Annotated in this window: 15 protein-coding genes; 5 read left to right on the top strand and 10 right to left on the bottom strand. The window is 40.9% G+C overall.

The features are described from left to right. Window positions 1-214 precede the first annotated feature (214 nt). Complete coding sequence (locus tag NI465_RS13650) at window positions 215-457, bottom strand: hypothetical protein (RefSeq protein ID WP_253145698.1); 243 nt, start codon at window positions 455-457, stop codon at window positions 215-217. A gap of 136 nt (window positions 458-593) precedes the next feature. Between NI465_RS13650 and NI465_RS13645 the strand changes: the two genes are divergently transcribed. Together NI465_RS13645 and NI465_RS13640 are read left to right on the top strand one after the other, a co-directional pair. Beyond that, the gene (locus tag NI465_RS13645; protein ID WP_253145696.1) at window positions 594-950 is read left to right on the top strand and encodes an Arc family DNA-binding protein; all 357 of its coding nucleotides are present in this window, start codon (window positions 594-596) and stop codon (window positions 948-950) included. Window positions 951-1081: 131 nt separating this feature from the next. Next, entirely contained in the window at window positions 1082-2416 is a 1335-nt protein-coding gene (locus NI465_RS13640; protein WP_253145695.1) for an ISNCY family transposase, read from the top strand. A gap of 624 nt (window positions 2417-3040) precedes the next feature. On the opposite strand, the gene NI465_RS13635 is transcribed toward NI465_RS13640, so the two are convergent. From NI465_RS13635 to NI465_RS13625, 3 genes are all read right to left on the bottom strand, one after another. Next, window positions 3041-4090 carry a 3-deoxy-7-phosphoheptulonate synthase gene (locus NI465_RS13635; RefSeq protein WP_253145693.1) on the bottom strand — a complete coding sequence of 350 codons (1050 nt, stop codon included), beginning with the start codon at window positions 4088-4090 and terminating at the stop codon, window positions 3041-3043. 521 nt (window positions 4091-4611) lie between these two features. Then, window positions 4612-5142, bottom strand: coding sequence for a hypothetical protein (locus NI465_RS13630; RefSeq protein ID WP_253145691.1), 531 nt, complete (start codon window positions 5140-5142; stop codon window positions 4612-4614). A 209-nt stretch (window positions 5143-5351) separates the two neighbouring features. After that, window positions 5352-6464 (bottom strand): S-(hydroxymethyl)glutathione dehydrogenase/class III alcohol dehydrogenase, encoded by a 1113-nt coding sequence (locus tag NI465_RS13625; RefSeq protein ID WP_004280430.1) that lies wholly within the window; start codon window positions 6462-6464, stop codon window positions 5352-5354. Between the two features lie 121 nt (window positions 6465-6585). On the opposite strand from NI465_RS13625, the gene NI465_RS13620 reads away from it, so the two are divergent. The 3 genes from NI465_RS13620 to NI465_RS13610 all read left to right on the top strand — a co-directional run bounded on the left by NI465_RS13620 (window position 6586) and on the right by NI465_RS13610 (window position 9391). Next, on the top strand, window positions 6586-8142 hold the full coding sequence (locus NI465_RS13620; protein ID WP_005106839.1) for a phospholipase D family protein: 1557 nt from the start codon (window positions 6586-6588) through the stop codon (window positions 8140-8142). Window positions 8143-8310: 168 nt separating this feature from the next. Next, window positions 8311-8748 (top strand): hypothetical protein, encoded by a 438-nt coding sequence (locus NI465_RS13615; protein ID WP_005106837.1) that lies wholly within the window; start codon window positions 8311-8313, stop codon window positions 8746-8748. A 160-nt stretch (window positions 8749-8908) separates the two neighbouring features. Beyond that, window positions 8909-9391 carry a pyridoxamine 5'-phosphate oxidase family protein gene (locus NI465_RS13610; RefSeq protein WP_253145690.1) on the top strand — a complete coding sequence of 161 codons (483 nt, stop codon included), beginning with the start codon at window positions 8909-8911 and terminating at the stop codon, window positions 9389-9391. An 86-nt stretch (window positions 9392-9477) separates the two neighbouring features. Here the strand turns inward: NI465_RS13610 and NI465_RS13605 are convergent, their stop codons facing one another. The 6 genes from NI465_RS13605 to NI465_RS13580 form a co-directional block, all read right to left on the bottom strand. Further along, window positions 9478-10062 carry a uracil-DNA glycosylase family protein gene (locus NI465_RS13605; protein ID WP_044108343.1) on the bottom strand — a complete coding sequence of 195 codons (585 nt, stop codon included), beginning with the start codon at window positions 10060-10062 and terminating at the stop codon, window positions 9478-9480. 32 nt (window positions 10063-10094) lie between these two features. After that, on the bottom strand, window positions 10095-10805 hold the full coding sequence (locus tag NI465_RS13600) for an SGNH/GDSL hydrolase family protein (protein ID WP_253145689.1): 711 nt from the start codon (window positions 10803-10805) through the stop codon (window positions 10095-10097). 216 nt (window positions 10806-11021) lie between these two features. After that, complete coding sequence (locus NI465_RS13595) at window positions 11022-12080, bottom strand: fatty acid desaturase (RefSeq protein ID WP_253145688.1); 1059 nt, start codon at window positions 12078-12080, stop codon at window positions 11022-11024. Between the two features lie 409 nt (window positions 12081-12489). Continuing rightward, window positions 12490-13233, bottom strand: coding sequence for an SDR family oxidoreductase (locus tag NI465_RS13590; protein WP_004280440.1), 744 nt, complete (start codon window positions 13231-13233; stop codon window positions 12490-12492). Window positions 13234-13285: 52 nt separating this feature from the next. Then, window positions 13286-13984: a histidine phosphatase family protein gene (locus NI465_RS13585; protein ID WP_004280442.1), complete on the bottom strand. Its 699-nt coding sequence runs from the start codon at window positions 13982-13984 to the stop codon at window positions 13286-13288. After that, complete coding sequence (locus NI465_RS13580) at window positions 13981-15102, bottom strand: phosphotransferase family protein (RefSeq protein ID WP_005251968.1); 1122 nt, start codon at window positions 15100-15102, stop codon at window positions 13981-13983. Before NI465_RS13580 ends, NI465_RS13585 begins: the two co-directional genes overlap by 4 nt. Window positions 15103-15137: the final 35 nt, after the last annotated feature.

Raw genomic sequence — 15137 nt, 5'->3', positions numbered from 1 at the left:
TATTTTATATCCAGTCCATGGTGATAAAAACCATCATAAACCAGACATTTTTATTGGTGAGAATATAGACACTTTAAATGGGTTCTAACAAGAGAATTTCGTATAAGGTGTATTATGTTAATTTTAGAAATATTAAACTAAAAGGAATTATTGAAATTAATCAGAAATAAAAGCCAAGAAACAATTATTAATATTCCTTGGCTTAACTAAAAAATTACAAATCAAGAGCAGCATTTGCTAATGCTTCTCCTTCTTTTGCAGCTTTAGAAACACTTAAAGCACCATTTTGAATTTGTTTTTTTACAGCTCTATAAGTATCAAACTGTTGTGGCGTAATATTCGCTTCGGCTAACTGACCTGAAATTAATTTATCAGCAGTATGCTTATCATATTTTTTTACCAGTTTGTCATACTGGTGGTTCTCATAAGCTTCTCTAGCGGTACCTAATACTGACATTACAACGACTCCTTTTGTTTAAATCTAATAATGGTGATATTACTGTGATATCACCACCACATTATTAGCACCGTGGTAGTACAAATGTCAAGGGATCTGTTAGTATTAAATCAATAAATGTAATTAGTGAATTCCAATGGCTAGAACTGATCCCCAATTAAATTTACGCATTCCTGAAGATTTGAAATTGAGAATTGAAAATTCCGCTAAACTATCTGGGCGATCTATTAATTCCGAAGCAATTCATTTGTTTAATGTTGGTTTAAGTGCTCCAGAAGTTGCAGATTTCATAAATGAACTTGAAAATAAAATAAGTAATTTAGAATCAGAAAATATGGATCTCCATATGCAGTTAATTGAATCAGAATCAGAAAAAATGGATCAATTAATTGAATATCAAGATAAATATTTTGAACAACAAGATGAATTAATCAAGTTACATCAAGAAATGCTAAAAATTTTTCAAAAAAACAGTGGTTTAACTAAAGAGTAACCACTCATTTAACATAATAGAGCTTATACGAAACGTGTTTGTTAGAACCCATTTAAAGTGTCTATATTCTCACCAATAAAAATGTCTAGTTTATGATGGTTTAAACATCATGGACTGGATATGAAATATAGATGCTGATCACTATGTCTGACAAAGAAATTCAACGTCTTGCTGTTCTGCAAGACGTTCGAGATCATCGTATTACACAAGTCCGTGCTGCTGAAATCCTTAATCTTTCAACCCGTCAAATTACCCGGTTATTACAGAAGCTCAATCAAGATGGTGTTTCAGGTATGGCGCATGCCAGCCGTGGTCAACCTGGCCATCGTCGCCATGATGATTTATTAAAATCAAAATGTCTTTCCATTATTTCCGAACATCTGCTGGGATTTGGACCTACCTTGGCCCATGAGAAGCTCAGCAGCATATTTGACCTGAATATCCCGGTAGAAACGCTTCGGCGCTGGATGACTGCAAATGACCTCTGGATTCCGCGATCCAAGCGCCTTAAACGTCCATATCAGCCACGTTATAACCGTGATTGCTTCGGTGAGCTGATCCAGATTGATGGCTCATATCATGACTGGTTCGAAGGACGCGCTGCTAAGTGCTGTTTATTGGTGTATATCGATGATGCCACTGGAAAGCTGTTGCATCTGCGCTTCTGTGAGGCAGAAACGACCTTCGACTATATGCTTTCAACCCGAGCCTACATTGAACAATACGGTAAGCCTCTGGCCTTTTATAGCGATAAACATTCGGTCTTCCGAGTGAACCAGAAATCGAGCCAGGACAGCAAGATCACGCAATTTGGCCGGATTCTGAATGAGTTAAACATTGATATTATCTTTGCCAACTCACCACAGGCTAAAGGTCGCGTAGAACGCGCGAATAGAACCCTTCAAGACCGTTTGATCAAGGAGATGCGTCTGGAAGGCATCAGTTCAATTGCCGAAGCCAATGCCTGGTTACCCTGCTTTATTGAGCATTTCAACCAGAAGTTCGCCAAGTGTGCGCGAAATTCAAAGAACTTACATCGTCCGCTAACAGAGTCTGATGCTGAGCTGGAGGATATATTCACCTGGCAGGAACCGCGTAAGGTCACCAAGAACCTGACGATTACCTATGACAAGTGTATTTATCTGCTTGAACCGACAGAGCTGAATCATAAGCTTGTTGGGCAATACATTTCATTTCTGGAGTACCCGGATGGGACTGTGGCGATCATGCATGAAGGACGGAAGATCAACTATAGTGTCTTCAATAAACTGGCTGGACTACAGCAGAATGAAGTGGTTGAGAATAAAAGATTAGGCTCGGTTCTGGCGCATATCCAGCAACAGCATGAAGAGTTGGAAAAACAGAATAAACGTTCCCGTCTCAAGAAAAGTATGCCGAGTCGTAAAGCTCAGAAAGCTGTTATTGAACAAAGAAAGTTAAATCCTGTGCTTGACTCTTGTGGTTAAAAACAGGACATTTTAAATGGTTTATCGCATAAACATTTTAATTGGTGAATAACAGCCCTTGTAAGTCCAAAATAGAAATATCCGCTTTCAGACTCTGGCATTGATTATGCCACCTAACATTAAAAGTGACATTGGCCATACGTTTTTAGCCAAATTATGCGTTGCCCAGATCCTCAGTATTAATCGGTAGAAAGTGTGCGTGATCTAGACTGCTCAAGCATAGATATTTAAGTACTTTCCGCCTGCAAAACTGGGTTAAGACGATTACTTTTCAATTTGATTTGCAAGCGCAGTTCATTATTGGAGTCCGTATTACGCTTAGCATATGGTGCATAAATTTACGCGCTTCATCGAGCAATTCGGTTGTATACATATCGAGATTCCTGAGATCATGACTGGTCAGCCGTGTAGAATCAGCTGAAGCAAAACCTCTAATAAATTATTGTTATTGTTATTGTTTATTTTTTAATTTAATTATTTTTATTCAATTTATAAAATCGTTCTAATCATTATTTTTATTTTTAAACGCTGTGATGAGCTAGTTTAAGCATCTGGGAGATGCGCTGATCGGCTTCATCCGATTCTGTCTTTCCCCAATCAATTGAGGAAAGACATCATTCAGTTTTAAGCACTACGCTTCAAACCTTCGAGCCGTAGTGAGTCAGTCATATTTAACAATAGTTGTTCGGTTTTTGTCCAGCCCAGACATCCATCAGTTACAGACTGACCATAAGTCATTTGCTCAGAAATTTTCTGGTTGCCGTCAACAAGATGACTTTCTAGCATTACGCCACGAACATTGTTCTGTAAGCGTTCTGCCACGATCTGCTCCAATACTTCAGGCTGCAGCATCGGATTTTTTGAGCTATTGCCATGACTACAGTCAATCACCAATGCCGGTAAGTCGATCTGATGTTTGGCCCGGATTTTCTCAATTTCTGACAATTGGTAATTTGGTCCGCTATTCGAGCCACGTAAAATCAAATGTGCTTTAGGATTACCTTGCGAGTGTAAAATGCATGGTAAACCAGACTGGCTCATCCCCAGGAATTGATGAGGATGAGAGGCAGACTGAATGGCATCTAATGCAATCTGGATCGAACCGTCAGTACCATTTTTGAAACCGATGCTGTACGGCATATGGCTGGAAATTTCGCGATGAATTTGCGATTCGCTGGTACGTGCGCCAATCGCACCCCAAGCTAATAAGTCATCGAAATAAGCAGTTGCCATCGGGCTAAGAATTTCAGAGGCAATGGGCAGGCCCATTTCAATAATTTTTAGGTATAAGTCACGGGATTTTTCCAAGCCCAATTGCATATTGGATGAACCATCCAGATTTGGATCGTAAAGGAAACCTTTCCAACCCACCGTAGTCCGTGGTTTTTCAATATAAGCACGCATCACCAGGAAAATCTGATCAGATAGCTGTGACTGAAGTTGTTTTAATTTTTCTGCATAGTCTAGCGCGGAGGCTTCATCATGAATGGAACATGGGCCGGTGACCACCATCAAACGATGATCCTTGCCTTCTAATATATTTTGAATGGTTTGACGATGTTCAGCGACTTGGCTGGCCAATTGCGGAGACAGTGGCAATTGCTGCTTAAGCTGCTGAGGTAAAATTAAAATGCTTTCAGCATGATGTTGTTGTGATGTATTTGGGGTATTCATGATTTTAATCCTGGGACTGGCAATCAGTCCAAACTTTTATTTGAGCGTTATGGGTCTAATCGAAGGTGTTGTGAGTGTCATTAGCTGACTAAAATAAGACCAATAAAAGTTGTTAAAATATGAATAGTTAAAGTTTGTCATGGCTGTCTCCAAAATATTTTAAAAAATGAAAGGCATAAAAAAACCTGATCAGGGTTGCCGATCAGGTATAAACTGGTGGGCAACCTTTTCATTGCCCAAACGCATTCAGGCAATTAGCTAAACTGCCAGAAATAAAAATATGCGTTTGAAATGATAGGTTGCTTTAACATGTTATGTCTTTCATAAAATGTGATTCTGAAATTAAAATACGCGCTCTGTGATCATTTGACAAGCATTAAATATAAAAAAATATTTATTAACTTTTCTACTTTTATTTATCGATCAATCAAACCGTGATATGTATCACTAAAATTAGTAAAACCCACAAACCTATTGCGGGTTTTACCAAAGAAACTTCAGTTTAATCCAAAGATTAAAAATTAACGTGAAACACGATTCCAGGCATCACGCACTGCAAATTTAGCCTGTTCCCAGTTTAAACGTGATTCGCCTTTTATTTGTTCCCATTTCAGTCTCAAATCAGGTTCTACGTCTTCAAAACGGGTATGGGCATCATAGCTACCACGGTTTTCATAACCGACTCGGTAGGCCGTATCATAATCACGGTCATAATCCAGATCGCTATAGGTAGTACGGGCATCTGAAAAGTATGGCGTATTGATCGAATTATCACGCCAGTAAGCCTGTTCTTCAGTTGGATTTATAGCTTCGCCTACACCTTTACCTGCCAGACCACCAACAACAGCACCGACAACGCCACCGACAGCGACACCCACTGGACCGCCTGCAGCACCAATAGCTGCACCTGCAGCTGCACCACCTGCAGCACCTACACCTGTACCTACAGGATGTGCGCCAGGTTCACCCGTAATTGGATCAGCATTTAAATCATCGCGGACATCTTTAGGCGCATTCTTAATTACATCACGATCAAAATTATCATTCGACATAGAGCTTATCCTTATTCTTTAAAATGGTTTTAGCACGTATCTTCATACGTCCTATTTAATATAAGCATCTGGCATGTAATGACATTAGCAGGCGTGTTTTGTTTCAGTGACTCTCTGTGAGGCTTTCATGCACTAATGTATCCTGAATCAAGTGAAAGCCGCATAAAAAAAACCGGTTTAATACCGGTCTTTTTTAAAATTGAAAAAGCTTAGTCAAAATGAATGACCGTACGGATTGATTTACCTTCATGCATCAAGTCAAAAGCTTCATTGATCTGATCCAGTGGCATGGTATGTGTCACAAAAGGCTCAAGTTGAATTTCACCTTTCATGGATTGCTCTACCATTCCCGGCAATTGTGAACGACCTTTTACCCCACCAAATGCAGTACCCATCCATTTACGACCTGTGACTAACTGGAATGGACGGGTTGAAATTTCTTTACCTGCTCCGGCAACACCAATAATCACCGACTGACCCCAGCCACGATGCGCACATTCTAGTGCTGAACGCATCACATCTACATTGCCGATACATTCGAATGAATGGTCTACACCCCAACCAGTCATTTCGACAATCACTTGCTGAATCGGCTGATCATAGTCTTTTGGATTCAGGAAATCTGTCGCACCAAACTGTTTCGCCAGTTCAAATTTATCCGGATTGGTATCAATCACAATGATACGGCCGGCTTTGGCCTGACGTGCGCCTTGTACTACAGCAAGACCGATACCACCTAAACCAAATACTGCAACACTGTCACCTTCCTGAACTTTAGCGGTGTTATGTACTGCACCAATACCGGTAGTCACACCACAGCCCAGCAGGCAAACATGCTCATGGTTGGCTTCAGGATTAATTTTTGCCAGAGAAACTTCAGCAACCACGGTATATTCTGAAAAAGTTGAACAACCCATATAGTGATAGATCGGCTCGCCATTATAAGAGAAACGGGTCGTACCATCTGGCATGACACCTTTACCTTGCGTCGCCCGTACAGCAACACACAGGTTGGTCTTGCCTGATTTACAGAACAAGCATTCGCCACACTCAGCAGTATAAAGCGGAATCACGTGATCGCCCGGTTTCAGGCTGGTGACACCTTCACCGACTTCAACGACCACACCCGCACCTTCATGACCCAAGATTGCAGGAAATACACCTTCAGGATCTTCACCAGACAAGGTAAATGCATCGGTATGACACACGCCTGTATGGCTAATTTTTACCAGTACTTCACCTGCTTTTGGTGGAGCAACATCCACTTCTACAATTTCTAATGGCTGGCCTGGACCAAACGCAACTGCTGCACGTGATTTCATGTAAAACTGTCCTTTTTTTGCTGATTTACAGATGACTAACAGGAACCTCTTTCTATTCGGAGATTCAACTATTAACATCACTAGATAAGGAATAAAAGATCCTATAATTAATGGAACATCAATGACTAAACCTTCGCCCTTTGTATGTTTGAGCATTTTTACTTTTAGCATCATGCTTTCTGGCTGTGAACTGGCTCCCAACACTGCTGAAGAAGCGAAAATTACGCCGGTTCGACCTGCGCACTGGATCGACAATCAACTTTCAAAACAGCAAATTAATAGCGGTAAAACGGCTTTCTTGCCGCTCTATGATGGCTTTATGAGTATGGCAGCACGTCTGCACCTGATTAACAAAGCTAAATATCATCTGGATCTACAATATTACATTTGGAAGGATGATTATATTGGCAATATGATCTTGTCCCAATTACTTAAAGCCGCCGATCGCGGTGTCAAAGTACGGGTTCAGATTGACGATCAAAATGGTACCCAGCTTGATGACAAGCTTCTTGCTCTAAGCCAACATCCAAATTTTGAAGTTCGGATTTTTAATCCCTATAAATTTCGTCATTTACGTGCGCTGGATTATGGCTTCCGGATGAAAAAGGTCAATCATCGCATGCACAATAAATTGATCATTGCGGATGGTACTGCAGCCGTGACCGGCGGCCGCAATATCAGTAGTGAATATTTTGATGCCAGTGAAGATTTTCAGTTCACCGATGTGGATATATTCTTCGCAGGGCAAAGCGTAACAGATGCCAATCAGACCTTTATTAACTTCTGGAATGATGATCTGAGTTATGACGTTCGACAGATCTTGAATGATGCCGGCCATCCTGAAATGCTTAAAAGGCTCAGAACTGAATTTGAACGAGAAGATGTTGACGAAACTGAACTCAAACGCCGGGTGGGCATTGCCGAGAAACAAGTCGAACAACACTTAAAAAAACAACCCATTCACTGGGCGCCGGCTTATTTTGTTGCGGATAGTCCCGCAAAAGCACGCCCCCATGCCAAAAATGGCGATTATATTTATACCCATATGCTCGAACTGATGGGTGAGCCAAAAAAACATCTGGAACTGGTGTCCTCGTACTTTATTCCCACGCAAAAAGGGGCCGACTATTTAACCCGCCGTGCGCAACAAGGTGTGAAAATCAGAATCCTGACCAACTCTTTTCAGGCCAATGATGTGGCTGCGGTGCATGCCTATTATCAGCAATATCGTCAGCAATTATTGAAAAGTGGCATCGAACTCTGGGAATTTAAACCCTACATTGTCCGTCCGGAACGGACCTGGTATGAAATTATGACTGGAGACATCATCCCGGCTAAAAACAAAAATAGCTCCAGTTTGCATGCCAAATTTTTTGATCTGGATGGCATGGTGTTTGTCGGTTCATTTAATTTTGATCCGCGTTCAGCCTATCTGAATACCGAAGTCGGTCTGGTCATTGAATCGGAAGATTTTCAGAAGGAAATCACCAGTGCGATGGATCAGTACTTACCACGCGTGGCTTATCAACTTAAACTGAACGAAAAAAATGAAATGATCTGGCTGGAACATCAAAAAGATGGCCGTAGTATTCAGCATTTACATGATCCGGAAACTACAAAATTCCAGCGTTTTATGATGAATCTGGTGACGAAATTTCCCGGTGAATGGTTAATGTAATGACATTAGAATGACCTCACAATTACGACGACATGAAAAGCCTGTATTTTGAGAATGACCGCTTAAATTAACTTAGTCCAATCATCGTTTAAAGGGTTTTACAGTCTATTGCGCTTACTTTAGAATTACATTTTTCTCGTATTTTGCGCTTGTTCGCCCTCCACTCCCATGCAATTTTTTGATCTAAGCCGTCAGTTTAAGTTCAGTGATATTCTCACGCCTGTAAAAACTCTCCATGATTTATCCCAGCAAGAATGGTATTTGGCCAAAATTCGGGTGGAACATGACTGTTTGTCCGACTCCGATACGGTCGAGGGACAGGTAGTTTTGAAATCCAGTGAAAATATTCAGCTCGAACTGGAATGGCAGATTCAGGATAGTAGTTATGAATTACAGGTTTTATTTAAAGGTGTAGAAACTGAAGCCACTGATGAGACCGGTATCATGTTGAAAGGTGCACAACTGGTCGATGAACAGCAGCAAGTACTCTCTGCCCAAGCGTTAAGCTTATGGATTGATGGTACTCTTTTGCCGATGTTGCCTGAAATCCGTCAGGAAATTAAAGCACGTTTAAATTTGTGGGATTATGTCGAATACGATGACTAATCGCCGAATTTTGCATTTTTTAAAGAGCCCATGTGGCTCTTTTTTATAATCTGAGTGACGTTTTAGGTTGATTAAACTGCCCTATCTTCAATTTTTTCAGGCAATGCCAAGCTAAATAAGTTGTTATAAAATTTATAAAAAATAAAAAGAGAATCACGACATGATTTCTGATAGTGAATGGCAACAGATTCGCCAGGTGGTCGATGATGCACAACGGGCTGCCATGCATTGCTCTATTGCAACGGTCAACTCTAAAGGCTTTCCTAGCATTACTCCGATCGGAACCGTATTCCTCAACAAAAAGACCAGCACGGGTTTCTTTTTTGATACTTATTCGACTACGTTCTGTGAAAATTTACAGTATCAGCCACTGGCCTGCATACAAGCAGTGAACAGTAGCAAACTGTTTTGGTTTCATGCACTGTTGAAAGGTAAATTTAAGCGTTATCCAGGAGTACGCTTATATGGAGAAATTGGTCCTTTACGTCTGGCCTCGCCTGAGGAAATACAGCAGGTGGAGTCGCGTATTCGAGCTTTAAAATGGACCAAAGGTAGCCAGTTAATCTGGTCAAGCTTTCATCATGTCCGGGAGATTAAGATCAGTAGCTATCGCTGGGTCGAATATCCAAATATGAATAAATAAAGCCAATAACTTACAAATAGTAAGTTTATGTCTTGTCTGTAGCCTAAAACCTCTTTAACCATTTTATCTGATTATTGGATTAAATATTAAACTAGACCCACATGTTCAAACATCAATCGGTAACTTTCGGCTTTTTTCTCTAGAGAAACCGGATATGCTCGAGAAGATGAAGGCATGCGATATAAATACAGATCACGTCCGACAAAATGGGCCTCGCTAGGCTGACCAATACTCGGCTTTAAAGTCCCTTCAGGCATAGACAGCATCATGGTGTCTGTGGCCTTGTCGCCTGTGGTCATAATATGATTGCACTGCGGCATTTGGCTGAGCAGTTGCTCAATATTGGTAGGTACTACAATTTCCAAAAATTTGTCTGAAGCATTGCCCTTTAAACGCCGGATCTGATAGCCACTATCAAAAATCGCAATCCCCGTTTCTGTTAAAAACTCCCGGATCAATTGTTCCTGAAATTTTTTATTGGGTAGATCTAAAAAGTAATCTTTATTTTCAAAGAAAATCAGTCCAAAAATCCGCCACATATCATTTTGATAGTTTGGATAATAAAAGTTCATTTTCCAGCGTGTGGCAGGTGGCGGAAAACTACCCAACATCAGTAATTTGGCATTGGGCGGTAAAAATGGCGGTAGCGGATGCGTTTCAATATCAGACATAGAATTAACTAAATTGAGAGATTTCAACTATTTTAGAAGGTCTTCCGAATCTTGCTAGCTACTTCTTGTCCCCAAAGTGTATAAACTTCCTTACTCGGATGAAAACCATCTGCAGCCATTTGTAAATTCATGGCACGATACTTCTCAATATCGTATTCAATCCATTGCATATTCACTTGCTGATTCACAAAATTTTCTAGTTGCTGGTTCATCTGTTTAGCATACTGGCCAAATAGCCAGGCTAAAGGATTCGGTAGCGCCGGAAACATATTCATTGGCGGCACACCGGCAGCAATGATCAGTTTCGGACTAAATTTTTGCTGAATTTTACTATAAAGCTGTTCCTGCTTCTGAATCCAAACCTCGACAGGTATCAGTTTGGTCACATCATTGACGCCAACCGACGTGACGATTACATCATAGTGCTGGACTTCTATTTGGTCCAAAGCATGAATTACTTTTGAGCTGGTATCGCCTGTTTTGGCCTGTAATTTCCAGTCAATTTCAAAGTCATCTTTCAGTTCATGCAGAATTGCACCCAGTAATGCGTCATCCTGATGTTCTACTCCTACACCTGCTGCTGCCGAATCCCCTAAAATCAGCAGAGAAAGTTTTTTGCCTATTCCGGTTCGACCTTGACGTTTTCCCTGTGGTTCAGGCAACTTCAAGGTATTTTTCTTGACGCGATTACCCTGAATGACGAGTGCAGGAATCAAGGCAATGGTGGCGGCTTTCAGCAACATAGTGGGCTAATTTATATAAAGATATACTTGATTTTACCTGAGTTTATTCTTTTGAACTATTTCCTCAGCAATCATTTTAGATGAATGTTCACCTAAATTTGACTGAGATAGGATTCTTGCAAAATATAGGCTTATACATCTTGCCCTTGGGTAAATCACAAAGGATAAATATAAAAAAATCCCGCTTAAAAACGGGATTTTTATGACAATCAAAGCTTAGATTTTATAGTCATTCCAGCGATTCATACGCTTAAAGGTTCCCACATCATTAAAACGCACGCCCACTTCTTTCATTACTTTATGCGCCGTTTTAGACGTCAGTTGACGGATATAAAATGGCTCCTTGACTACAAAGTAATGAATCGCATGGGTCGAACCAAAATTACAGCAGAATAACTGGAACGGGACCATCCACCATGGATTGAGCACTTGGGTTTGTTTGATCACATCACGTGGATCAATATCGCCATAGTAATGCATATTTGAACTGACAAACTGCAAGCTAAAAGAACGGATAAAGTTCGGAATCACCCAGATGACTGCCAGCAGATTCACGATCGGCATCGTGTTGACAATACCTTGTGACCAGAGCATCTCATAACCAAATAGCGGTGCAATCGCATTTAAACCATGAAAAACCACAAACAGATAGCACAATCCATAGTAAATAATGCTGAGAGGTAAAAAGCCGAATAACTGAGAAATCATGGCAATTTTACGTTCTTTTTCAGGCTGTTTTTCCAGAAAAAGATGAATCATCTTAAACATCTGAAATGGACGCAGATACACTGACATCAACTGGTCACTAATGACCAGAATTCGGCGAATGCCCCAAGGCATACCATTACTGATGCCACGTTCTTCCAGGTCATGTTCAGTGCCTGAATATTTATGATGATGCAAATGTAAACGACGACGTGCCCACGGACTGATGGTGTTTGGACGTGCCAACCAGACCAGTGCTAACATCAAATGATGTGCCCAAGGTGTTTTTTTGAAATACATATAATGAATCAGGTCATGTTCCAATTCATGGGTCAATGACGCAAAAATCGCAATCAAGGGAATGGTAAACCATGCTGAGAGATAACCTGTTCCATATGCTACCGCGCATGCAATCATGCCTGCCCAGGCAAAGCCTAAAATACTCGCACCGATAAAGTTCTGATGTTTGAGTATGGGATAACGAGCACGCACCTCTTCCCCGGCCTGGGTAACGATACTTCTGACCTTGGAGATTCGCTGCTGGTCAGTCATATCCGCAGATGTAGACATATGGACAACCTTTAATTTCTGGACGGTTGTACATTAAAGGAAATTCTAAAAAAGAGAAGTTATCTTTCCACTTTTAGAGTGAGTATGTCTAAGTTTTGGACAGTTTGGAAAAGTTCTTAAAATTGGCGAAAATTAGGAAAAGTTAAAGATGGTCTTTCTCATGAAACGAAAATTTAAAAGTAATTGATTTAATTGCAAATTCATCAATAAAATAAAAATATAATTTTTGATAATTTAAAACTTTATTTTAATAATCAATATATTAGGATTTATAAAATTTCGCTTTTTTGTAAATTCAAGCTATACATTTTTTAGAAAAAAATACTGATTCAGAAATTTTTCTCAGTTTGTCATAAAAAATAAAAAGAGAAGCGCTCTAGCTTCTCTTTTTATAGATCTAAGAGCGCTTTTAACCTAACTTGTTCACCAGTTTAAGTGGTAATACTTTCATGGCTAGACCGAGTGGCAACCAAGGCCATTTCGGCACATAAGCCTTAACTGGTGCTTTTTCAATTTCTGCTGCCAATAAACGCGAACCAGTTTTTTCATCTACTTCAAAAGGTAGCTTTTTTGCCCCTTCATTAATTTCAGTACGAATATATCCTGGGAAAATGGTGGTCACTTTTATTGGCGTATCGATCAATTCAGCTCGAATGCCTTCCGCTAAATGAGCCACGCCGGCCTTACTTGCACCATAAGCCGTTAAATGTTTTGGCATACCGCGCATTGCACTCATAGATGAAATCATCACCAGATGGCCAGAGTTTTGTGCACGGAAGATTTCAACTGCAGCTTCACATTGTGCTAATGCCGAAATAAAGTTGGTTTCAACCGTGGCTTTATTGATAGCAAAATTACCTTTACCAATCCGGCGGCCCTCACCGACACCAGCATTCACAATAACTCGGTCAATGGTGCCAAAGTCTTCTTTAAAAGCACGAAACACTTCAAACACTTGATCGTAATCGGTGACATCTAGTGTTTTGGCAATGACTTTGATGCCATATTGGCTTTCCAGTTCCTGCTTTAAGATTTCCAGACGCTCCAAACGACGTGCACAAATCGCCAGGTTATAGCCTTTTTTCGCAAATTCACGTGCCATACCGGCGCCGATCCCTGAACTTGCACCGGTAATTAAAATTGTTTTAGCCATGTATTTACCCTATTCCTTTATTTTTCTAGCGTATTAGGTTTTCAATCTCATTTTAAATCCAGGTCAATAAGTCTGGACGCTGTGCTTTAATAAAATGATGTTCATTTAAACTGAGTAGTTGCGGTTCATTACCCACCAGACGTAGTGTCGTGATACTGGTATTGGTAATCGCCCAGTTCAGAGCAAAGGTTTTCTCCGGACTAAGGCCCAAAATTTTGCCTACAGCCACAGAAATCACCCCACCTGAGGTATAAACTACTGCATAGCGTGGTCGGCTTTTGGACAACTGGTCACACAGATTTTCTAAGCCGCTTTCCACGCGTGCTTTGAAACTTGGCCAAGATTCATCATATTCATGGTGATAATCATCGCCAGTCCAGCGTGCAATTGCACCGCTAAAAATCTTGCTCAGATAATCCCGTGGATTTTCATGTTCTGATACATCCTGTTTCAGCAATTCAGGCTGATTAAAGCGCGGCTCATAACGGGCGAATACCTGCTGATGATTAAATTCATTCCAGGCACTATCGGTCAGAATCTCACTTTCCGGAAAACATTTGTCCAGTGATAATTGCGCTGTCTGTTGATGGCGTTGCATGGAACCAGCCACCACATAAGGCGCTTCTTTCAGGATTTCTTCAAAATAGCGACCCAAAAGCTTTGCCTGTAACTCGCCGTTGGGCGAAAGTTGATCGTAACTTTCTGCGCCAAAAGAGGCCTGGCCATGCCGGATCAAGTAAATGGTTGTCATTTTGGCATTATCTCTTTAAATTTAAGCACATACTTTTGTGCAATCTCATTGGCTTCCAGTTTTTGCTTGCCAATCAGTTTCAAGGCACGAATATGCAAGGCATGAATCACCACCCAAAAATCCTTGAACGCTGGATTATTAGTCTGTTTATGGTAATAACGATAATAGATCTGCTGGGCAATCACCGCGAGACGGAAAATTCCGAACACCTCATAAAACGCCCAGTTTTCCGGTTGCAGGCCGGTTTTTCCCAAGTAGTAATCCACCACTTCTTTACGGGTAAACATACCTTTTAGATTGGTCGGCTGGCGGCGTGTTGCCTTAAAGATGGCATTGTCAGTATCTTCCACCCAATAGGCTAAAGCAGAACCTAGGTCCATGAGCGGATCGCCGAGTGTCGCCATTTCCCAGTCCAGTACGCCAATCACTTCAGTCGGATTTTCCGGATTTAAGATGACATTATCAAAACGCCAGTCATTATGAATCACACAGGTTTTAGAATCTGAAGGAATATTATCTTTAAGCCAGTTGCGCACATATTTAAACGATGGAACATTTAAAGTTTTAGCCTTTTCATAACGTACATCCCAGCCTTCGACCTGACGGCGACAATAGCCTTCACCCTTACCGAGATTTTCAAGTTCAGTTCCTTGATAAGGCACCTGATGCAATTCGATCAGTTTATCAATCACATTGATACATAAAGTCCGGATATCGGATTCAGTAAGCTGCAGCTCAGCTGGCATTTTGGCGCGAGGAATAATTCCTTCAAGCCGTTTCATCACATAGAAATCACAACCAATCACTGATTCATCCTGACAAAGCGCCACCATTTCAGGCACCACCGGATAATGTTCAGACAAGGCTTTTTGTACATGATATTCACGTGCCATATCATGGGCTGATTTGGCTTTGGTACCTTGCGGCGGACGACGTAAAATTAGATCGGCATTGGTATACTGTAAACGGTAGGTCCAGTTTGAAGCTCCGCCTGAATATTGGGTCACTTGCACAGGGCCTTCAACATTCACATTTTGCTGAATTAGCCAATTGGTGATGGCTTGTACATCCAGTTCTTCACCTGCACGAACTGCTCCACCTACATCAATAACCGCCATAATTTTTCCTTAAAATTTTTTAATACGTTGCAATC

It is taken from the genome of Acinetobacter lwoffii (assembly GCF_024129855.1).
GTDB classification, from domain to species: Bacteria; Pseudomonadota; Gammaproteobacteria; order Pseudomonadales; family Moraxellaceae; genus Acinetobacter; species Acinetobacter lwoffii_L.
The sequence above is the reverse complement of the archived record's forward strand: the minus strand, read 5'-3'. Positions and strand labels throughout refer to the sequence as shown.